The following is a 20,132-nucleotide window of genomic DNA, read 5'->3' as shown; positions in this document are numbered from 1 at the left end:
TACTCCTTCAAACAGAAAATTGAGGGTGAACGATGACCCGGCGTTGTGGGATTGAATATAAAATCCCTATTTTCAATTTTTTCAAGTCCAACAAATGCGCTACACGAACTACCTACTCACCACACTCCTTTTGCTTGCCATCGCCGGTCGCGGCATTGGTCAAACGCCCAGTTTCATTACCGACAGCCTGGATGCGTACATTCAAAAGGGCATTGTCGATTGGAATATACCCGGTCTCGCCATCGTGGTTGTGAAAGATGGCAAAATCGTTACCATGAAAGGCTATGGTGTGCGCGACCTTTCGACCAAGGCACCGGTGGATGCAAACACGCTCTTCATGATTGCCAGCAACACTAAATTATTTACCGGCACGGTGCTCGCGCAATTAGAGAATGAAAAACGGCTTTCGTTAAATGACAAGATCAGCAAATACTTCCCGGAGTTTACGTTATACGATGCCAACGCGTCCGACCTGGTGACGATCAGGGACATGCTGTCACACCGCTTGGGAACCAAGACATTCCAGGGCGACTTTACGTTTTGGAACAGCACGCTTTCACGCGCCGAAATCATGAACAAGATGCGCCTGCTGAAGCCGGTTGGCCTGTTCCGCCAGGACTATGGATATTGCAACAGCTGTTTTATGGCGGCGGGAGAAGTGGTATCGAAAGTGACCGGACAAAGCTGGGAGCAATATGTGCAGCAAACCCTCCTGAGCCCGCTGCAAATGACCCGGTCAACCGCCGTGGGTGCGGGCATGGAGAACAAGGAAAATGTTGCCCGCCCGTATACCACAAGTTATACGGGCGTACTGAATCGTGTTCCGTACGACCAGTGGGACAACCTGGGGCCCGCAGCGAGTATTATCAGCAGTGTGAACGATCTTTCGCACTGGCTGTTTTTTCAACTCGACAGTGGCCGCTACCATGGGAACAGACTCATGCCGTTCAGCGTTCTGCAACGCACACGCGACATTAACATCGTGACCTCAAGTCGCAGGTCTTCTCAGTTGCCTATTAATTTTCGCGGCTATGGACTCGGTCTTGTGGTGGCCGATTACAACGGGCGGCAGGCCTATTGGCACACCGGTGGCGCGGCAGGAATGGTTAGTAACGTATGCTTCATACCGCAAGAAAATCTGGGTATCGCCATTCTAACGAACAACGACAATCAGAGCTTCTTCGAATTGTTGCGCTATCAGATTCTCGATGCCTACCTCGGCATGAAATACATAAATCGCAGCCGGCAATCGCTTCCGGCTTTCCGAAAAGAAATGAAGACACAGCTTGCGGAAATAGCCCGTTGGAAAACAAGCGTGAAAGGAAACAAGCCGGCCGTTGCGTTGCCGGCCTACGCGGGCACGTACACCAACGAACTTTACGGGCAGCTCACGATTGTGCAGCAACAGAATCATCTTGCATTCCGCTTTAACACCCACAAAGACCTTACGGGGACGTTGGAATACATGGACAATGACGAGTGGCTAATGAAATACGACAACATCGAGTATGGGCTGTTTGCCATCAGGTTCAAGATCGCCGGAGAAAAGGTGATTTCGGTCGAGACAAAGGCGAACGACTTCGTGGAGTATGATTCCTACACGTTCGTGAAACAGCCCTGAGACCTGATGTCCGGCTTCTGCGGTGAAGCGGCCGTCTGTGTCCGAAAAAAGTTGGTGGTCGTAAAGAACGCCTCACCGACTTTCTTCAATGGCCCAGGCGGAATAAATTTCCTTTGTAAAATTAAAGGCTTTCAATATTTTGCACACGTTACCAAAAAATGTGCGGAATGTTAAAGTTTGCGAGTGCTCTTCTCTTTGTCCTCATCATTGTCCAACCCAGCTCCGCCCAAGACTACCGGTGGCAACAACGCGCCGAATATACCATGGACGTGCGGTTGGATGTGAAGACGCACAAAGTGTCCGGCTCGCAAAAGCTTGTGTACTTCAACAACTCCAAAGACACGCTCACCAAAGTTTACTATCACCTCTACTTCAACACCTTTCAACCCGGCAGCATGATGGACGTGCGCTCGCGCAACCTGCCCGATCCCGACCCGCGTGTGAAAGACCGCATCTTCAACCTGAAGGAAAACGAGATCGGCTACCAGCACATCCAAAGCCTGAAGCAAGACGGCAAAGACCTCGGCTATAAAGTGGACGGTACCATCCTGGAAGTGGCCCTGGCCAAACCCATCCTGCCCAATACAAAAACCACGTTCGACATGAAGTTCGAATCGCAAGTGCCGCTCCAGATCCGGCGCTCTGGTCGCGACAGCAAAGAGGGCATCGCCTACTCGATGACACAGTGGTATCCGAAGATGGCCGAATATGATTTTCAGGGATGGCATGCCTATCAATATGTGGCCCGCGAATTTCACGGTGTGTGGGGCGACTTCGATGTGAAGATCACGCTCGACCCCTCGTTTGTGGTGGCCGGCACCGGCAAGCTGGTGAACGCCGACAAGGTGGGCTATGGCTATGAGAAAGCCGGTAGCACCGTGAAGCGCCCCGAAGGCGACCTGACCTGGAACTTTGTTGCGAAAAACGTGATCGACTTTGCCTGGGCCGCCGACCCCGACTACACCCACGACAAGGCACAAGTGCCCAACGGCCCCGAGGTTCACTTCTTCTATCAGAAGAGTGACAAGACCACCGAAAACTGGCTGAAGATGGAAGGCTATGCCGTGAAGCATTTCGAGTTCATGAACAAAACCTTTGGTAAATATCCATACGAAACCTACTCCATCATTCAAGGTGGCGACGGCGGCATGGAATATCCCATGTGCACGTTGATCCTGGGCGAAGGCAGCTTTGGAAGTCTTGAAGGTGTGATGAGCCACGAAGTGTCGCACAGCTGGTATCAAGGTGTGCTGGCATCGAACGAATCGCTCTATCCCTGGTTGGACGAAGGGTATACAGACTTTGCAAGCCAGGAATCGCGCTCGGCCCTGTTCAGCACACCCCTGGCCGAGGCGCATCAGGCGAGCTACACAGCCTACTTCAACCTCATCAAACGCGGCCTGCAAGAACCCATCAGCCAGCACTCCGATCACTACAACACCAACACTGCCTATGGCACGGCGGCCTATGCCATGGGCACCGTGTTTCTTCACCAGCTCAAGTACGTGATGGGCGAAGAACTGTTCTACAAGGGCATGCGCCAATACTACAACACGTGGAAGTTCAGACATCCCGAACCCAACGACTTCATCCGCGTGATGGAGAAAGTGTCGGGCCTGCAACTGGGCTGGTATCTTCGCTATTGGGTATACACCACCAAGAAGATCGACTATGGAATACAAAACGTTGTGGACCAGGATGGCAACACGTTTGTAACACTTGAACGTCTTGGTGAATTCCCTATGCCCATCGACCTGCTGGTAACCTATAAAGACGGCACAAAGGAAATGTTCTACATTCCCCTCAACGAAACACTGGGCAACAAACCCGTGGAAGACAAAACCATTCCCCGCAGCGACCTGGAAGCCTGGCCCTGGGTGAATCCCTCCTACACCCTCAAGGTGGGACATAAGACTTCCGACATCGCCACGATCCAGATCGATCCATCACAACGCATGGCCGATGTGAACACGCGCAACAACACCATCGACATCAGTGAAGGACTGAAGGCCTACGAAGACCCCACACAACAAAAGTAGACCTCTGCTGTTACATGCGTCACACCGTCCACGGGACTTCTTCGAGAAGAGCCGCGAAGCGTTCAGACATTCGTCATTATTTTTTAGCTTTATGCCCTTAGTGTTTACGCGATATGAAACCCGAACAGGCAAAAGCAGAAATTGAACAACTGACGGAACAGATCAACCACCACAACGATCTGTACTATCAGCAGAGCCGCACCGAAATCAGCGACCAGGCATTCGACAAACTCCTGGAGAAACTGATTGCCCTTGAAGAACAGTTTCCCCAATTCCGCGACGTGAACTCTCCCTCGCAACGGGTGGGCGGCACGGTCACAAAAGAGTTTGCCTCCGTCAACCACAAGTATCCCATGCTGTCGCTGGGCAACACCTACAGCCAGGAAGAACTGGAAGAGTTCGATGCCCGCGTAGCCAAAGCCCTGGACGGTGACCCCTACGAATATTTCTGCGAATTGAAATTCGACGGCGTGTCCATCAGCCTCACCTACGAAGACGGTATGCTGGTGCGCGGCGTGACCCGTGGCGACGGCGTGCGCGGCGACGATGTGACGGCCAACGTGCGCACCATCCGCAACATACCCCTGAAAGCAAAAGGCAAAAACGTACCACCCTCCTTCGAAGTGCGTGGCGAAGTGTTTATGCCCAAAAGTGTTTTCACCCAACTGAACAAGGAACGCGACGACATTGGCGAAGAGCGCTATGCCAACGCCCGCAACACCACCTCGGGCACACTCAAAATGCAAAACTCGGCCGAAGTGGCGCGACGCAAACTCGATTGCTTTGCCTACTACCTGCTGGGCGACGAAACAGGATTGAAGACACACGAAGAAAGCATTCACAAACTGGAAAGCTGGCGCTTCAACGTATCGCCTACCTACAAGCAGTGCAAGACCATAGCCGAAGTGCTGGAGTACATTCAGCACTGGGAATCAAAACGCCAGGACCTTCCCCTCGAAACAGATGGCGTGGTGATTAAAGTGAACAGCCTGGAGCAACAGCGCACGCTGGGGTTCACGGCCAAAAGTCCCCGATGGGCCATCGCCTACAAATACAAAGCACAAAGCATCAGCACACGACTCAACGGCATCACCTATCAGGTTGGACGCACCGGGGCGGTAACGCCGGTGGCCGAACTTGAGCCCGTGTTTCTCGCCGGCACAACGGTGAAGCGCGCATCGCTGCACAACGCCAACGAAATTGCGCGACTCGACTTGCGCGTGGGCGACTATGTGTTTGTGGAGAAAGGCGGCGAAATCATTCCTAAAGTGACGGGCGTTGAACTAGAGAAACGTCCTGCACACTCAACGCCCGTGGTGTATATCGACAAATGTCCCGAGTGCAACACACCGCTGGTGCGCGAAGAAGGCGAAGCGGCGTTCTACTGCCCCAACCTGAACGGCTGTCCACCCCAGATCCGCGGCCGCATCGAACACTTCATCCAGCGCAAAGCCATGGACATCGACTCGCTGGGAGAAAAGACCATTGAACAAATGCACACGCTGGGATTGGTAAAAAGCCCCGCTGACCTATACGACCTGAAGAAAGAAGACCTGCTGCGCCTCGACGGCTTCAAAGATAAATCTGCGCAGAACTTGCTGAGCGGCATCGACAAATCGCGCGAAGTGCCGTTTGAGAGTGTACTGTTCGCCATCGGCATCCGCTATGTGGGCAAGACGGTGGCCGAGAAGCTGGCGCGCTATTTCAAAACCATCGACAAGGTGGCCGCGGCTTCGGTAGAAGAACTGCTGGCCGCACCGGAGATTGGTGGAAAGATTGCACAGACGGTGCACGAGTTCTTCCGCAACCCGCAGAACCAACGTGAGATCGAGCGTCTGAAAGCGGCCGGTCTGCACTTTGAAAGCGACGCCAAAGAGCCGGAGAAAGAGAGCGACGTGCTGGGCAACAAATCGTTTGTGATTTCGGGCGTGTTTCAGGCCTATGAACGCGAACAACTGCACGACATTATCCTCAAAAACGGAGGAAGGATTTTGTCGGGAATTTCGGGAAAGTTGGATTATTTGCTGGCAGGTGATAATATGGGGCCTTCAAAGCGGGAGAAAGCCGAAAAACTGGGCGTGAAGATCATTTCCGAGCAGGATTTTGAAAATTTGATGAAGGGACAATAATTTTAACACCATTTGATGAAGCTGAATTTCCTGAAAATGAGAACCCGCATGCTGCTGAAGAACAACAAGGCAGAGCGGACCAACGTGACCTACAAAAAGGCGGAGAAGATCGGCATCATTTTCAGCGTGGAAGACAAGCTCAAACACGAAATTGTGAAAGAGCTCGTACGCAAATTTGAAACGGACGGCAAACACGTGGAAGTGCTGGAGTTTCTGCCCAACAACAAAGACAACTACGAGTTCAAATTCAACTTCTTTTCCGAGAAAGACCTGTCGTTCTGGGGCAACATCACCTCGCCTGACGCCGTGAGCTTTTCGGAGATGAAGTTCGACTTCCTGTTCTACCTCGACATCGCCCCCAATCCCCTCGTGCTCAACATCCTGGCACGAAGCCATGCGCGGTGTCGCGTGGGCCGGGCATGGGAAGACAGCCATCCCTATTTCGAACTCATGATCGAGTCTATCAACAGCCTGAAAGGGCTGATCGACGACATGTACAAGTACACAACCCAACTAAAATAAACACACGAAATGAGAAAACTTTACGGAACAGGTGTGGCGCTGGTCACACCGTTTACGGAAACCTTGGAAGTGGACTACAAAGCCCTGAAAAAACTTCTTCAGCACACCGCGAAGGGCGCAGACTATTATGTGGTGATGGGCACCACCGGCGAATCGGTGACCTGCTCTGACGACGAAAAGCTAAAGGTTCTCAATTTCGTAAAGGCCAACAACCCCAAAAACCTCCCCATCGTCTACGGCATTGGCGGCAACGACACCCGCAGCGTGGTGGACGAAATCATCGCCACGGACCTGAAAGGCGTGGATGCGCTGCTGTCGGTGAGCCCCTACTACAACAAGCCCTCGCAAGAGGGCATTTACAGGCACTACACGGCCGTTGCCGACGCCAGCCCCATTCCGGTGCTCCTCTACAACGTTCCGGGCCGTACGGCCGCTAATGTGACGGCAGAGACCACCCTGAAACTGGCCGAGCACAAAAACATCGTAGGCATCAAAGACGCTTCCGGCAACATGGAGCAGTTTCTGAAGATCGCTAAATACATGCCCAAAGACTTCGTGCTCATTTCCGGAGACGACATGTGGACGCTGGGCGTCTATGCTGTGGGCGGCAAAGGGGTTATTTCGGTGCTGGCAAATGCCTTTCCACAGTCGTTCAGGAAAATCAAGGACTATGCGTTTTCGGGCAACTATGCCAAGGCGGCGGTGGAACAAGCGCGCCTGCTGGAAATAAACGGCCCTATGTATGAGGAAGGCAATCCCGTGGGCATCAAATATGTGCTGTCGAAAATGGGGATCATGAACCCGGGCGTGCGGCTTCCTTTGGTGCCGGGCTCAGGCGAATTGAAAGCTAAAATAGACCGCATCCTGGCGGTTTTGAACAAAAAATAAGGGATAACTTTTCAAGTTATCCCTTTTATATTTCATTTCGGTTAATCCTGGCAGACTAAGCTTTGTTCTTGATATCCTGAACCTCAGAACGGATGGCTTGAGCAAGGTTCTTGAGATCTTGCATACCCTTTCTCACACGGGTACCGGCAGCACTGTTGCCCTTATTATAGAATTTGTCAGCATCTCCTTCAAGCGAAGCTATGAGATTCTTGAGCTCTTCAAACTTTTGCATTTTATTAGAGTTTTAGGATTAAAAATTAGTTTCTTACTGCCAATTTAGAAAATAACCTTTTAAAACCACTGAAAAAGCGGTTTTTTTTACATCCCCTTCGTCACCGACACCAACACTTCTTCCTTGTAGAACCCGTTGTCGAGCTTCTCTTTCAGCTTCGAGAAGGCCGTAAGTGTCAACTCCACGTCGGCCAGCGTGTGAACCGCCGTCGGAATGATGCGGAACATGATAACATCCTTAGGAACAACAGGATAGATCACGACCGAACAGAAAATGTTGAAGTTTTCGCGCAAGTCCATCGACATGTTTGCCGCTTCGCCAACACCACCCTTGAAAAGTACAGGCGTTACGGGCGAATTGGTGCTGCCGAGATTGAATCCACGGGCCTTCAGACCTTCCTGCATGGCTTTCACCACTTTCCACAGGTTGTCTTTCAGTTCGGGCTTGGTCTTCAGCAATTCCAGACGCTTCATGGCACCGATAACCAGCGGCATGGGCAAGCTCTTGGCATATATTTGCGAGCGCACACTATAGCGCAGGTATTTCAAAATCTTCTTGTCGCCGGCCACAAATGCACCGATGCTGGCCATGGATTTAGCGAACGTTGAGAAGTACAAATCTATCTGATCCTGAACGCCTTGCTCCTCGCCTGTTCCAGCACCGGTTTTACCCATTGTGCCAAAGCCGTGCGCGTCGTCCACAAACAGGCGGAAGTTGTATTTGCTCTTCAGCGCCACAACACCTTTCAGGTCGCCCTGCTTGCCCGACATGCCAAACACACCTTCGGTGATCACGAGAATGCCGCCGCCGGTTTCGTCGGCCAGCTTGGTGGCGCGCTGAAGTTGTTTCTCCAGGCTTTCCATGTCGTTGTGGGTATAGACAAAACGTTTGCCCATATGCAGGCGAACGCCGTCGATGATGCACGCGTGTGATTCGGCATCGTAAACAATCACGTCTTTGCGATCAACCAGCGCGTCGATGATCGACACCACGCCCTGATAGCCAAAGTTGAGCAACATCACGTCCTCTTTCATCTCAAATTCCGCCAGTTGGCGTTCCAGTTCCAGGTGATGCACCGAGTTGCCCGACATCATGCGTGCGCCCATGGGAAGGCCCATGCCATATTGCGCTGCCGAATCGGCATCTGCTTTTCTAACCTCGGGATGATTCGCCAATCCCAGATAGTTATTCAAACTCCAATTCAATACCTCTCTGCCATTGAACGTCATGCGCGGGCCAATCTCTCCTTCCAGCTTCGGAAAGAAGAAATAGTCATCCGGAAGGTGTGAATACTTGGCCAGGGGACCGGCCTCCATTCTGAGCTTTTCAAATAAGTCTACCATTGCGTCTTGATTGAATTAAAATTGCGGCAAAAATAACGAAAAAACCTTAACGAACGCTTCAACGATGGTGGTGGGTGGCGAAAAAGCGTGTTTAATATTGGTATTTTAAACAGCGGTAGCCGGTCGCCTGTTCAACAAAAATGATAAAAAAGCGGATATGAATTATTTGGATCGCCGCCATGCCTGTTTTCGCCTATTTAAATACCTTTGATTTTGCCTCATGATGATTTGAACAGATTCAGCACATGCAGCAGAAGTCCTAACGCTTTCATCATTTTCAAGACCAGACGTTCAAACATGCCGAAGATTCAGAAAATACTGGTGGCCAACCGTGGCGAAATAGCCTTGCGTGTGATGCGCAGCGCGCGCGAAATGGGAATAAAAACCGTGGCCGTCTATAGCGAAGCCGATCGCGAAGCCCTTCACGTGCGCTATGCCGACGAGGCCGTGTTCATTGGTCCGCCCGCATCGTCGGAATCGTATCTGCGCATGGACAAGATCATCGCCGCCGCCAAGCAAACCGGTGCCGATGCCGTGCACCCCGGCTATGGCTTCCTGTCGGAGAACGAAGACTTTGCCCAATTGGCCGCAGATGCCGGCATCATCTTTATAGGCCCCTCGGCTAAGGCCATCGAACTGATGGGCAGCAAGCTGGCCGCAAAGGCGGCTGTGGCCAAATTTAACGTACCCCTCGTTCCCGGCACCTCCGAACCCATATCCGATCTCACCAAAGCGAAGAAGATCGCGGCCGAAGTGGGCTACCCCATCCTCATCAAAGCCAGCGCCGGCGGTGGCGGAAAAGGCATGCGCGTAGTGGACAAGGAAAGCGATTTTGAAGAACAGATGGAGCGCGCCACCAGCGAAGCCAAGTCGGCTTTTGGCGATGGCTCCGTGTTCATTGAGAAGTACATCACCAAGCCCCGCCACATCGAATTCCAGGTGTTTGGCGACCAGCATGGAAACGTGGTGCACTTGTTTGAACGCGAGTGTTCCATTCAGCGTCGCCATCAAAAGGTGGTGGAAGAAGCGCCCTCGTCGGTGCTCACGGCCGAAAAGCGAAAGCTGATGGGCGAAGCGGCCATCAACGTGGCCAAAGCCTGTGGCTATTATGGCGCCGGCACTGTGGAGTTCATTCTGGACGATCACCTCGATTTCTATTTCCTGGAAATGAACACACGCCTTCAGGTGGAACACCCGGTAACCGAAATGATTACCGGGCTTGACCTCGTGAAGCTGCAGGTGAAAGTGGCCGAAGGCGAACCCATCCCCTTCAAACAGGAAGACCTCAAAATCAATGGCCATGCCGTAGAGATTCGCGTATACGCCGAAGACCCCGCCAACAACTTCCTGCCCGACATCGGCACGCTGAAAACCTACAACCGCCCACAAGGTATTGGCGTGCGCGTAGACGACGGCTTCGAGCAAGGCATGGACATCCCGTTCTATTACGACCCTATGATCGCCAAACTGATCTGTTATGCCGACACCCGCGCCAACGCCATCGAAAAAATGATCCGCGCCATTCGTGAATACGACATCACCGGCCTGCAAACCACACTGGGCTTTTGCCTCTTCGTGATGCAACACGAAGCCTTTCGCTCCGGCAACTTCGACACGCGCTTTGTGGAAAACTACTTCACGCCCGCCGTGCTTCAACAGAACCCTGTGGCCGAGGAAGAGATGATTGCCGCAGCGTTGGCCGTGATGCTGCAGCAACAGGAAAAGGTTGTGATGGCGGAAACGGCAAGTGCATCAACGGGTGGGGTAAGCAAATGGAAAGCGAACCGGCTTAAGTAGTTATCAAGCGGTCAATCAAGTTACAATTCCGTTTTTTAGGGCATTGCTTTCTTTGCCAGGATCGCCATTTGGAGGGGAGCCGGTGTGAAGCAAATGATAAAGACAACCACCGCGATCCACCCCAACACTTTTCGTCTGAAGTCGAGCGGCTCCTCAACGAGCGACGGAGGATGCTGAATGCCCACAAACCTGCCCACGATAAAAGCAAAAAACAAAAAGCCCGAGTATCCCTGCACCTGAGGAACAAAGCGCGCCAGCACGAACAACACCGCGAACATGAGCACGGCATACATGAGCGTGTCTCGCTTCTTGGGCAAACCGAGCGCATGAAGCACGTTGTAGAGAAACAGTATGGATAGTGGCGCGGCAATCATGAGCGAATCGTTGGGAAAATCGGTTGGGTTTAGGAACCCCAGTGCGCCGTAGAAGGTGAAGGCCACAAAAAACACAGTAGCAATGATCCTATGCTTCTTGAGTCCGAACAATCCATACACCACGTGCCCGCCATCAAGCTGCCCCACGGGAAGCAAATTCAGGAACGTAAAGAATAAGGCCATGTAACCTGCAAAGATGATGGGGTAATGATAAATCTCGTGCGCATTGGGCATGCGCGCAGGATCGGCCACATAGTTTTTGAAAAAGAGGAACAACAGATTGTCACCGATGGTTAGGTCGATCACCTCTTTGTCCTGCGGCTGATATACGTGGTCGGCATACGCCAGGCCATACGCCTTATATTCGGGATGCACGTTGAAGATATACTCCGGCTCCGGCAAATGTGTGAAGCCATAGAAAAGCACGATGATCGCCATCACAAAGCCCGCCAACGGACCGGCCACACCAATGTCGAAATTCTGACGACGCGAGTAGACCTGTTCCTTCAACCGGATCACCGCCCCCATGGTGCCGATGTTGAACATCAGAAACGGAAGGGGTGGCAACGGAATGTAGAACGGCAAGGTAGCCTTCACCTTATGATAGCGCGCTGTGAGGTAATGACCAAATTCATGAACCGTCAGAATCAGCAAAAGCGGCACAGAAAACTGCAGCCCGCCAATAAAATCATCCCAGCTATAGGGGCCATATAAAAATGACTTGCCGTACATCAATTCGCCGCCCGCCAGTGTGGTGGTGATGATGGTCGCGATAAACAGAGATGCCTGAATAATCCCGCGCCGCAGATCAGTATTCATGGAAGAACTCAAGGATTACGTCGGGAGTGGAAACGTGCAGGGTTTGGATGCCCAGTGCGCGGGCGCCGTCGAGGTTGGCCAGGTTGTCGTCGAGGAAAAGCGTTTCGGCTGCCGCCAATCCATTCTCGTCCAATACTTGCTGAAAGATGTCTGCGTTGGGCTTACGCTTCTTCATGACGTGTGAGTAGTAGGCACGGTGAAAAAACGGATCGAGCGAGTCGCCGCCCGTGATCATGTTGCGATTGATGTGCGCCAGGTGGATGGCATTGGTGTTGCTGAGCAGATAAACGTTGAACGAGTTTTTGAGTCGTTGCAACAGGTCCAGTTTTCGCGCGGGAATGTGTCGCAGCATGGCCAGCCAGCACGCGTCGACGTCGGCATCGGAAGCGTTCACGTCGTAGGTGTCGCGCACAAAGCCGCGAAACTCTTCGTCGCTCATCATTCCCATTTCATAAATTTCAAAGCCCTTGGAGGAGTGAAACAATTCCTGCACCTTCTGTTTGTCCATGCCCGACAAGTCGGTGAATGCCTGAAGCGTGTGATCGATGGAGAGGTCGAGGATGACACCTCCGAGATCGAAGATGAGATTTTTAATGGAAGGATCTGGCCGCACGATTTCTGTTTTGTGTATTCAACTTCAAATATGTAACATTGCAGCACTTTTTCAAACCGCGCTGCAAAGAACGGTTGCAGAAAGGGGCCCATAGCTCAGATGGTTAGAGCACCTGACTCATAATCAGGGGGTCGTTGGATCGTTCCCAACTGGGCCCACTTTGAATATCAAGCAGTTACAGCCCGTAGCTGCTTTTTTGTTTTTAGAACCGGCGATGTACGCGACATTCGGTTCCGGATTTTCTAGTTGAAGGATACCGAGCGTATTTCCCCGCAGTACACCCAACAAATTCAAAACCCGTTCAGCTTTGCTTTTAACGCGTAATGAGATTCAACTCCGACAATTCTCTGCCGAGCTCATGAATACTATCCATGATAAGCGCCGTTTGGCGTGACGAAGGTTTTTTCTTTCCCGTGGCATACTGCGCCAACAACGAGTAGTTCATCCCCACACGCGCCGAAAGCCCTTTCATATTAATCACGGGATACACTTCGAATATGCTCATGAGATCCATCTCGAAAGTGATATCTGCTTTTGTTACTTCCTTTTTCTTTTGCTCTGCTTCAAACAACACGTTAAGCGCCTCAACCATATTTGTGGTCAGCTCGTTAACGGTTTTCCCGGTAGTGAATGCAGCATACTTTTCTGCATAGGCCGAAAAGCCAGTCCGTGTCTTCTCTACTTTCACTTTAATCTTAGCCATTTTTAAGTGTATTTATTTTCTCTTCTTTTCTCCCAAATGCAACCCGGCAGATTTGAGCACGGCATGCAACGTGCCTACCTTCATTTCCTGCGAACCATGATTTGGAAACACGATCTTATTTGTTCTATCCGGATGTCCCAGAACAATGTGCGAACCGCGCTGTCGTTCCATTACCCATCCGTTCCGATATAGAAATCGTAAAATTTCGCTGCACTTTGCCATTCATAACTGGGATTGATCTAACACAATTTTCCTACGTCTAAGGAAAAGCCAAACCCATTCTCGCGACACAACAAAAGTACACTTTTATTTACCTTTTTTAAAACACAAAAGGTAAATTTTTATTTACCAATCCGTTCCTCAAGTTCTCCGACTAGTGTCATTCCTAAATGCGCGCGATTTACAACCATATCCGCAAGCAATCCGCCATAATTCGCACCACGCTAGCGCAACAAAGTATTTAAAAAAATATGTACTTTGCTCGAATTCGTTACTCGTCAGCCTACCCATGACACGTCGTATTCGCCTCGCTTGCCTTTTCATTGTTTGTTCAACGTACGTTTCCGCTCAACGTATTCCTCCCATTCTCGAAAGCAAGGCCTATGTGCGTGGGATTTACAGAACATACAAAGAGTTCCTCAACAACGCCCCCTCTATTCGCGACGAGTTCACGGTTAGCAATGGATCGGACAGTCACGGTTGTCTTCCGTTGCTTAAGGACAGCGTGGTGAACCGAAGGGATGCAAAATCGTTTTGGGGGTTCTCTACCGGCGACAGTATTTATGTGAATAGCCGACACTATCAGCATAACAAAGGTTATCGGGCCATGCGCGAAGTGAATCGTTATTGTTTTTGGGTGGACCGGATCACTACCATTACGTGGCTGGTAGTGTTGCCATATCCGGTGGCCGTACCCATACCACACGTTAACACAGAGAGTCTCGTTATGAATCTCAACAACGGAAGGTTCTACATCCTCGACAAAGCTGTGATGAATACGATTCTAAAAGATGACCCACAACTCTTCACCCAATACAAAAAGGAACAGGGACGCGGAAGAAGCAGCGTAATGTTTTCCTATGTTTCAAAATACAACGAACGTCACCGCGATGAGATTGGCCGAATTGAAAAGGATGCCAGCGTTGTGTTTTATAGACGGGCCAAAAAAGAGCGGCAAGACTCCATTCTAATTACAACAGCCGATAGTGCTGTCCATAAAATTGGTCCCGGCCAAATCATCAGATTAAACCTGATGCAGGCGGTCACCACACTTTGTTTTGACCAAAAGTGTTATGACGTCACTCTTAATACTTCCTTCACTAACTACGTTGAATGCAGTTATCAGGACAAAGACAATGCTTCCCATGCCAAACGTGTGGAACAACAAGCCGGCGAATTTTACATTCGCGAGATTGAATCACTTCAGGAACGAGAACGAAGACGAGCCCTGGAGGGGAAATAAAACTATGTACATCCCTTTGGTAAATATGCTCCAACACTAACAATCTACGTAAATCATTCCCGGTGAATAGTTTATGCGATTGCAAAAAAGTAGATTCGCCCATGCGAAGTATTATCGCATCAACAATGAGAATTCTATTCTATGGTGTCCCCTTTACAATCACCATCCTGATCGGATGCTCGCCTCGCGGAAATCAACATTCTGAAGAAGCCGTTCGTGTCGATTCTACACAGCCGATCGACAGTCCGTTGGAAATAAAAGTGGTTTCTCAGGACGTGGCCACTCAAGAAGTAGCCCCGAGAAAGTCCTATCAATTCGACACACTATCCCTTCCAAAGGTTGACAAGAACTCGCCCGTCAAGATTCTTGCTACCGGCACCTTTCATGCAAACGAAGTTTGGAAAGGGGTGGAGAAGGAAAACTGGGTTGCCATTTTTCGCAGACACAACCACTTCTTCACACAAAAAACGACAGTGGTTGCCAAGCGCGTTCACGATGAAATTATGGATGCCGACGATGAGAACACAGGCTGGTCTGTTTCTACGGTCTCGCCCGACACTGCTATCCTCTTGGTCTCAGGCATTACACTCCCCGAAGGAAAGATAATGCCCCTCACGTTGCCTGGCACGGAAATTTTGCCCGGCGATTCAATCACCTTCCGATATCAAGGCAACGACTACGCTTTGTTCGCCACCGGCAGCGACAAAGGTGATCCATCCGATCGGTACGACATTTACAACTATAAGCTTTACATCGCCGCCAACCGCAACGGACAGATCATTGTTCAACACATCGTAGCCATACCTAACTTTGACGACCACATGGTCAATGTTATTTTTGCCGGCGACCTTGACGGCGACAACGTGCCCGACTTTTTGATCGACACCGCCAGCAAATACAATAGCGAAATGCCTTCTCTTTTCCTTTCAAATTCGGCTACGCCGGAGACGCTATTGAAAATGGTGGCAACATACTTTGTTGTTGGATGTTAACACCCGTTCGAAACCACGAACGCCAGCCAAGAAATGCCGACGCCCCTCAACGGCCGTCACCATTCCTCCCCTGCCCTTACGAATGTAAGATCTCACTCCATTCTTTGAATTTCCATCGCGCCGGAAAGTGGAATTCAAAACCGGGCGAGTTATCTGACAAGCGGACGGCATCAAAACTGTTTGTTTTAAGCGATTCTGTGAGCCCGGCAGCCGTGTTGCGTTTCTTTGCAAATCATCAGGTGTGCTCAATGGGCGATGTGCCTCAAACGCGGGTGTGCGATTTCCAAGAAAGTCTTGCGAAAAAACTGCAAAAAAGCGTCACGGTTAAATTATGTTCTGGGCAACCTTCCCGACAGATTCATTCCCTTGGTTGCGGATTGTCTTTCCATCATATACCTTTATAGAAAGGCTTGACTTGCATTTTTTAATTTCCGGATCGTTACGCACTAAACGCACGTCGCAAGGCGTGTTTTACCTATACCTATGAAGAAACTCCTTCTCGCTTTTCTGCTGTCTGCGGCGGTGCTTTCGCATGCCCAGGATTATCCTAAGATGGCGCGCGACCTTCAAGTGAAATACAAGGATGAAGAGGCGGCCATTCTCAGGTCTAACATCGAATTTGTTCTCACAAAAGATTCCCGGGTCGGTGCCAAGGCCACGGTGAACCGCTCGGAGCAATTGCTGTCGCTGCGCTACAATGTTCCCATTCAGGAATCGGAAGTGTATGATGGCAACGCACTGATCGAAAAGTTTTCTGCCGAAAGCAACCTGAAGCAACGGGCACCCGATGCGGCGAAAGTGTGCGGGTCGTATACGTCGGAAGGTTTGTTTTTTGACGACAGTAAGTTTTGTACACACCAGTTGAAGTTGAAGGAAGTGGGCGAAGTGTGGGACATCTCGAGCGTGAAGAAAATCAACGACGCCAAATACCTGACCGCCGTCTACTTCCAGGACAAATTTCCATTGATCGACAAGAAGGTGACGTTTGTGATTCCTCAAGACATGGACGTGGAACTTCGCGAATTTAATCTCGCCGACTTTCCCATCACCAAAACCGAAACCACCCAAGGCGGCAACCGCGTGGTGGTTTATTCCGTGAAGGAAATACCCGGCATTGAATCCGACAGCTATACGCGCGGCGTGCAATACAACCATCCGCACATTCTGGTGCTGATGAAGTCGGTGGGAACGGCAGCACAGAAGACAAACATCCTCGCTTCCCCGCAAGATCTTTATAAATGGTATAGCAGCCTGACAAAAAGGCTCCAACCCAACCCGGCGGCCTATAAAGCAACGGTGACGCAGTTGATTCAAGGGAAGACTACTGACGAAGAAAAGATCAAAGCCATCTACTATTGGGTGCAGGACAACATCCGCTACATCGCCTTCGAAGATGGGCTCGCGGCCTTCAAGCCCGACGAAGCACAAAACGTTTTCGAGAAGCGCTATGGCGATTGCAAGGGCATGGCCAACCTCACGAAAGAAATGTTGAAGACGGCGGGCTATGACGCGCGCCTCACGTGGATTGGCACCAAGCGCATCATGTACGACCACTCGCTACCGTCGCTGGCCGTGAACAACCACATGATCTGCACGCTGATTCTGAACGGCAAGAAATACTTTCTGGATGCCACGGAGAAATACATGCCCTTCGGCGAAAACGCTGAGCGCATCCAAAGCCGTCCCGTGATGATTGAAGACGGCGACACGTTTATTGCCGACAAGGTGACTGCCTCCGACAAAAACCGCGACGCCGACCTGCGCGTGCTGAAAGCCAGTGTGAATGGCGAAAACCTGGAAGGCTCCTACAACATCACGCTGAAAGGCGAATCGAAAAAGAATTTCCTCTACGGCTATCACTATACCAAAACCGACAACCGGAAAGACTTTCTGGCCGACTTCATCGCCAGCGGCGACAAGAATGTGAAGAACACAGACCTGACCTTACCCGACCTGGAAGAACGCAGCGGCCCACTGGCCCTCGATTGCAAGCTGCAATATGCCGGCGCCGTGAGCTCGTTCAACAACGAATATTATGTCGACATCGATCCTTCGAAAACCTTCAAGCACTGGACCATCAAAGACACACGCCAGAGCGATCTTGACTTTGGTGAAAAGATCCATAACAAAACTACTGTGGAGCTGAGTGTGCCAGCCGGCTATTCGGTGTCGAGCTTGCCGGGCAACGTGGCCATTAACGATCCGGAGTTCAGCTTCAACATTCAGTATGCAACCCAGGGCAACAAGATTGTCTATACCAAAGAACTATCCGTGCCCGAAGGCGTGATCCGCAAGGCATCGTTTGGTCGCTGGAATGCCGCGGTGAAACAACTGGCCAAGGCCTATGAAAATCAAATCGTATTAAAAAAATAACGTTCATGAAAAAGCTGCTGTTAGCATGTAGTCTCGCTGTTGTTTTGGTGCAAGGCCTGTGGGCGCAATCGGAAGTAGAAAAGAAGGTGAAGCTGAAACTCTGGGGCCAGGCGCCTGACGAATTCAAGACCACGCAGGTTCCCGAGAAATGGAAGAACGAGTCGGCCGTGATGCTGGCCTTTCAGCGTGAGTATATTTGTGACTTCACCACCAAAGTGACCGGCATTGCCAGCGTGAACCGGTTCTATATCGAACAGATCAACATCCACTATCGCATCAAGTTGCTTGACAAGGCGGCTGTTGCTGACTATTCGGAGATTTCGTTTAACAACAAGACCATCAAGACCAATTTGTTTGGCAAGGCATCGGCCTATCGGATTCTGGGCATCAAGGTGATCAAGGCGGCGGGCACAGAAAAAGAAGTGGATCTGAAAGACGCCGTGAAGTCGGACGCCGGAAGCGGCAACGACCTGAAGATTCCCATTCCCAACCTGGAGCCCGGCGACATTGTGGACTACTTCATTGCCCTGCGGGATGAGAGCATGACGATGCCCGACTTTGGCGACGAGCAACTGCTCGAATCGAAGTATCCCATTGTGAAGCAAACCATCACGTTCATGCTGCCCCACCAGATGAACTTCTACAACACCCCCTACAACGGCGCACCCGACTTCAAGAAAGAAGTGAAAGACAACGACGTGCTCTATACACTGAAAGACGAGATGCGCGACAAAGCGCCACGCCTCATCTGGAATTATCCCTACCTCACAGCACCCCACTTCCGCTACCGCATATCCAAAGAAGAAAAGAAACCGGATGCCGAACAGGGTGCGCGTGATCTTATGAAATATTTCGCCTACAACAATTCCGACATCGGCTATCTTGTAGACTTCATGGACGTGAACTTCAAGAAAGACAAGAGCTCACGCAAGGCCATTGAAGAATTGTATTTCCTGCTGCGCAATCCCATCTACAAACAAGCCTACTTCGACATCAAGCAAGGAGAGCCCCTTGACAATGGCTACACACCCGATCGCTTTTTCTTTCTGGTGAGTCGCTATTGCACCAAGTATGACATTCCGCACGAGGTGTTGCTGATCCCTTCGCGCGAATACGGTCCTTTCCCCGACCTGGTGAACTATGGTTCGTGCGATCTCATCATGAAGATCAACATAAAGCCCACCCTGTATCTGAAACGCCCCACGCCGTTTGCATTGCCCGGCGATGTTCCATATGGTTTCGAAGGCATGGAGGGCGTGGCGCAATACACATCTGTGAAAGACAACATTCCGCCCGTTACCACCGCCGATCAGAACAACACGTCGGCCAACATTGATCTGACGCTCGATGCCGACGACAACACCAAGCTGAACGTGAAACGTAACATCAAGGCCATTGGTCACAGCAAAGTGTATCATCAGTATCTGGTGGTGACGGACTATGACTACATTAAAGAATATGATCAACCCAAATACATGGTGGAGCGTTCGCGTTTGCTTCGCGACCTGATAAAGGACTATAACAAAGAGAAGGCGAAGTTCGAACAACGCCTCACACAGGATTATACGGCACGCGACGAACGCATAAAGAGTGAATTGGAAGACGACATGGAGGTCAAGATTGCCGACTATAAAAACCTGACCGTGAAAAGCGCAGGCATGTGGCAAGAGTCTCCCACGGTAGATTATAGCGACGAGTTCTCGGCCGAGAACCTGACCAAACGCGCCGGCCCGAACATCATTGTGGAACTGGGCAAGGCCATCGAAAAACAAACCGATCTGAAAGAAGAACAGAAGACACGCACCCGCGATGTGTTTATGGACTTTGCCCGCTCATTCAACCACACCATTACCTTCACCATTCCCGAGGGTTATACCGTGGAAGGCCTCGATAACTTTACACGCAAAACCGAAAGCGACGCCGGCGGCTTTGTTTCGTCGGCCACCAGCGACGGCAAGAAGGTGGTGATCAACGTGCGGAAGTACTACACAAAAAATCACTACGCCGCAACAGACTGGCCTAAGGTGAACGCATTTCTGCAAACGGCCGTCGACTTCTATGGCACCAAACTGTTGTTGAAGAAGAGCTAGCCCTACCGGCCTTTCATAGCCCATCCAAGTCCTTGTTGCCCGCTGCAAATGTCTGGCAACAAGGACTTTTTAGTTTTCATATACCCTCAGCGTTGCAACCGCCTACCCTGCTCAGGGTACATTGACGAACCAACA

At 50.9% G+C, this 20,132-nt stretch carries 16 protein-coding genes, 1 tRNA gene and 1 pseudogene; 12 read left to right on the top strand and 6 right to left on the bottom strand.

Features of this window, described 5'->3' with window-relative positions; translation table 11 throughout:
• Positions 1–94: 94 nt before the first annotated feature.
• The 5 genes from JI741_RS24400 (at position 95) to dapA (ending at position 7,199) form a co-directional block, all read left to right on the top strand.
• On the top strand, positions 95–1,621 hold the full coding sequence (locus JI741_RS24400; protein WP_202014052.1) for a serine hydrolase: 1,527 nt from the start codon (positions 95–97) through the stop codon (positions 1,619–1,621).
• 167 nt (positions 1,622–1,788) lie between these two features.
• Positions 1,789–3,660, top strand: a complete 1,872-nt coding sequence (locus tag JI741_RS24395) for a M1 family metallopeptidase (RefSeq protein ID WP_202014051.1) — start codon at positions 1,789–1,791, stop codon at positions 3,658–3,660.
• 113 nt (positions 3,661–3,773) lie between these two features.
• Positions 3,774–5,789, top strand: a complete 2,016-nt coding sequence (ligA, locus tag JI741_RS24390; RefSeq protein WP_202014050.1) for an NAD-dependent DNA ligase LigA — start codon at positions 3,774–3,776, stop codon at positions 5,787–5,789.
• Positions 5,790–5,804: 15 nt separating this feature from the next.
• Positions 5,805–6,311 (top strand): DUF6913 domain-containing protein, encoded by a 507-nt coding sequence (locus JI741_RS24385; protein ID WP_202014049.1) that lies wholly within the window; start codon positions 5,805–5,807, stop codon positions 6,309–6,311.
• 9 nt (positions 6,312–6,320) lie between these two features.
• Positions 6,321–7,199 (top strand): 4-hydroxy-tetrahydrodipicolinate synthase, encoded by an 879-nt coding sequence (dapA, locus tag JI741_RS24380; RefSeq protein ID WP_202014048.1) that lies wholly within the window; start codon positions 6,321–6,323, stop codon positions 7,197–7,199.
• A gap of 55 nt (positions 7,200–7,254) precedes the next feature.
• Here dapA and JI741_RS24375 read toward each other — a convergent pair whose 3' ends face one another.
• Positions 7,255–7,431: a BF3379 family histone-like protein gene (locus tag JI741_RS24375; RefSeq protein ID WP_073131007.1), complete on the bottom strand. Its 177-nt coding sequence runs from the start codon at positions 7,429–7,431 to the stop codon at positions 7,255–7,257.
• Between the two features lie 86 nt (positions 7,432–7,517).
• On the bottom strand, positions 7,518–8,774 hold the full coding sequence (locus JI741_RS24370) for an aminotransferase class I/II-fold pyridoxal phosphate-dependent enzyme (protein WP_202014047.1): 1,257 nt from the start codon (positions 8,772–8,774) through the stop codon (positions 7,518–7,520).
• A 297-nt stretch (positions 8,775–9,071) separates the two neighbouring features.
• On the opposite strand from JI741_RS24370, the gene accC reads away from it, so the two are divergent.
• Positions 9,072–10,571, top strand: a complete 1,500-nt coding sequence (accC, locus tag JI741_RS24365) for an acetyl-CoA carboxylase biotin carboxylase subunit (RefSeq protein WP_202014046.1) — start codon at positions 9,072–9,074, stop codon at positions 10,569–10,571.
• Between the two features lie 35 nt (positions 10,572–10,606).
• Here accC and JI741_RS24360 read toward each other — a convergent pair whose 3' ends face one another.
• Together JI741_RS24360 and JI741_RS24355 are read right to left on the bottom strand one after the other, a co-directional pair.
• Positions 10,607–11,764, bottom strand: a complete 1,158-nt coding sequence (locus JI741_RS24360) for a site-2 protease family protein (RefSeq protein WP_202014045.1) — start codon at positions 11,762–11,764, stop codon at positions 10,607–10,609.
• Positions 11,754–12,377 carry an HAD family hydrolase gene (locus JI741_RS24355; protein WP_202014044.1) on the bottom strand — a complete coding sequence of 208 codons (624 nt, stop codon included), beginning with the start codon at positions 12,375–12,377 and terminating at the stop codon, positions 11,754–11,756. The genes JI741_RS24360 and JI741_RS24355 overlap by 11 nt, the downstream gene beginning before the upstream one ends.
• An 84-nt stretch (positions 12,378–12,461) precedes the next feature.
• On the opposite strand from JI741_RS24355, the gene JI741_RS24350 reads away from it, so the two are divergent.
• Positions 12,462–12,535 (top strand) — tRNA-Ile (locus tag JI741_RS24350).
• A 155-nt stretch (positions 12,536–12,690) separates the two neighbouring features.
• Here the strand turns inward: JI741_RS24350 and JI741_RS24345 are convergent.
• Both JI741_RS24345 and JI741_RS33115 read right to left on the bottom strand, forming a co-directional pair.
• Positions 12,691–13,080 carry a hypothetical protein gene (locus JI741_RS24345; RefSeq protein ID WP_202014043.1) on the bottom strand — a complete coding sequence of 130 codons (390 nt, stop codon included), beginning with the start codon at positions 13,078–13,080 and terminating at the stop codon, positions 12,691–12,693.
• Positions 13,081–13,092: 12 nt separating this feature from the next.
• Positions 13,093–13,302, bottom strand: coding sequence for a type II toxin-antitoxin system HicA family toxin (locus JI741_RS33115; RefSeq protein WP_369411849.1), 210 nt, complete (start codon positions 13,300–13,302; stop codon positions 13,093–13,095).
• 286 nt (positions 13,303–13,588) lie between these two features.
• Here JI741_RS33115 and JI741_RS33265 point away from each other — a divergent pair.
• From JI741_RS33265 to JI741_RS24320, 5 genes and pseudogenes are all read left to right on the top strand, one after another.
• Positions 13,589–13,936, top strand: a pseudogene (locus JI741_RS33265) (DUF6563 family protein); the annotation flags it as partial.
• Between the two features lie 90 nt (positions 13,937–14,026).
• Entirely contained in the window at positions 14,027–14,542 is a 516-nt protein-coding gene (locus JI741_RS24335; protein ID WP_202014041.1) for a hypothetical protein, read from the top strand.
• Between the two features lie 125 nt (positions 14,543–14,667).
• On the top strand, positions 14,668–15,534 hold the full coding sequence (locus tag JI741_RS24330) for a hypothetical protein (RefSeq protein WP_202014040.1): 867 nt from the start codon (positions 14,668–14,670) through the stop codon (positions 15,532–15,534).
• A 483-nt stretch (positions 15,535–16,017) separates the two neighbouring features.
• Entirely contained in the window at positions 16,018–17,907 is a 1,890-nt protein-coding gene (locus tag JI741_RS24325; protein WP_202014039.1) for a transglutaminase domain-containing protein, read from the top strand.
• 5 nt (positions 17,908–17,912) lie between these two features.
• Positions 17,913–19,997, top strand: coding sequence for a DUF3858 domain-containing protein (locus tag JI741_RS24320; protein WP_202014038.1), 2,085 nt, complete (start codon positions 17,913–17,915; stop codon positions 19,995–19,997).
• The last annotated feature ends 135 nt before the right edge of the window (positions 19,998–20,132 follow it).

It is taken from the genome of Chryseolinea lacunae (genome assembly GCF_016735595.1).
Lineage (GTDB): Bacteria > Bacteroidota > Bacteroidia > Cytophagales > Cyclobacteriaceae > Chryseolinea > Chryseolinea lacunae.
The sequence above is the reverse complement of the archived record's forward strand: the minus strand, read 5'-3'. Positions and strand labels throughout refer to the sequence as shown.

Coding starts and splice junctions, on each gene's coding strand:
- dapA (WP_202014048.1), top strand. CDS start 6,321: ATGAGAAAACTTTACGGAACAGGTGTGGCGCTGGTCACACCGTTTACG.
- JI741_RS24330 (WP_202014040.1), top strand. CDS start 14,668: ATGAGAATTCTATTCTATGGTGTCCCCTTTACAATCACCATCCTGATC.
- JI741_RS24395 (WP_202014051.1), top strand. CDS start 1,789: ATGTTAAAGTTTGCGAGTGCTCTTCTCTTTGTCCTCATCATTGTCCAA.
- JI741_RS24400 (WP_202014052.1), top strand. CDS start 95: ATGCGCTACACGAACTACCTACTCACCACACTCCTTTTGCTTGCCATC.
- accC (WP_202014046.1), top strand. CDS start 9,072: ATGCCGAAGATTCAGAAAATACTGGTGGCCAACCGTGGCGAAATAGCC.
- JI741_RS24375 (WP_073131007.1), bottom strand. CDS start 7,431: ATGCAAAAGTTTGAAGAGCTCAAGAATCTCATAGCTTCGCTTGAAGGA.
- JI741_RS24385 (WP_202014049.1), top strand. CDS start 5,805: ATGAAGCTGAATTTCCTGAAAATGAGAACCCGCATGCTGCTGAAGAAC.
- JI741_RS24360 (WP_202014045.1), bottom strand. CDS start 11,764: ATGAATACTGATCTGCGGCGCGGGATTATTCAGGCATCTCTGTTTATC.
- ligA (WP_202014050.1), top strand. CDS start 3,774: ATGAAACCCGAACAGGCAAAAGCAGAAATTGAACAACTGACGGAACAG.
- JI741_RS24335 (WP_202014041.1), top strand. CDS start 14,027: ATGAATCTCAACAACGGAAGGTTCTACATCCTCGACAAAGCTGTGATG.
- JI741_RS24370 (WP_202014047.1), bottom strand. CDS start 8,774: ATGGTAGACTTATTTGAAAAGCTCAGAATGGAGGCCGGTCCCCTGGCC.
- JI741_RS24345 (WP_202014043.1), bottom strand. CDS start 13,080: ATGGCTAAGATTAAAGTGAAAGTAGAGAAGACACGGACTGGCTTTTCG.
- JI741_RS33115 (WP_369411849.1), bottom strand. CDS start 13,302: ATGGCAAAGTGCAGCGAAATTTTACGATTTCTATATCGGAACGGATGG.
- JI741_RS24325 (WP_202014039.1), top strand. CDS start 16,018: ATGAAGAAACTCCTTCTCGCTTTTCTGCTGTCTGCGGCGGTGCTTTCG.
- JI741_RS24320 (WP_202014038.1), top strand. CDS start 17,913: ATGAAAAAGCTGCTGTTAGCATGTAGTCTCGCTGTTGTTTTGGTGCAA.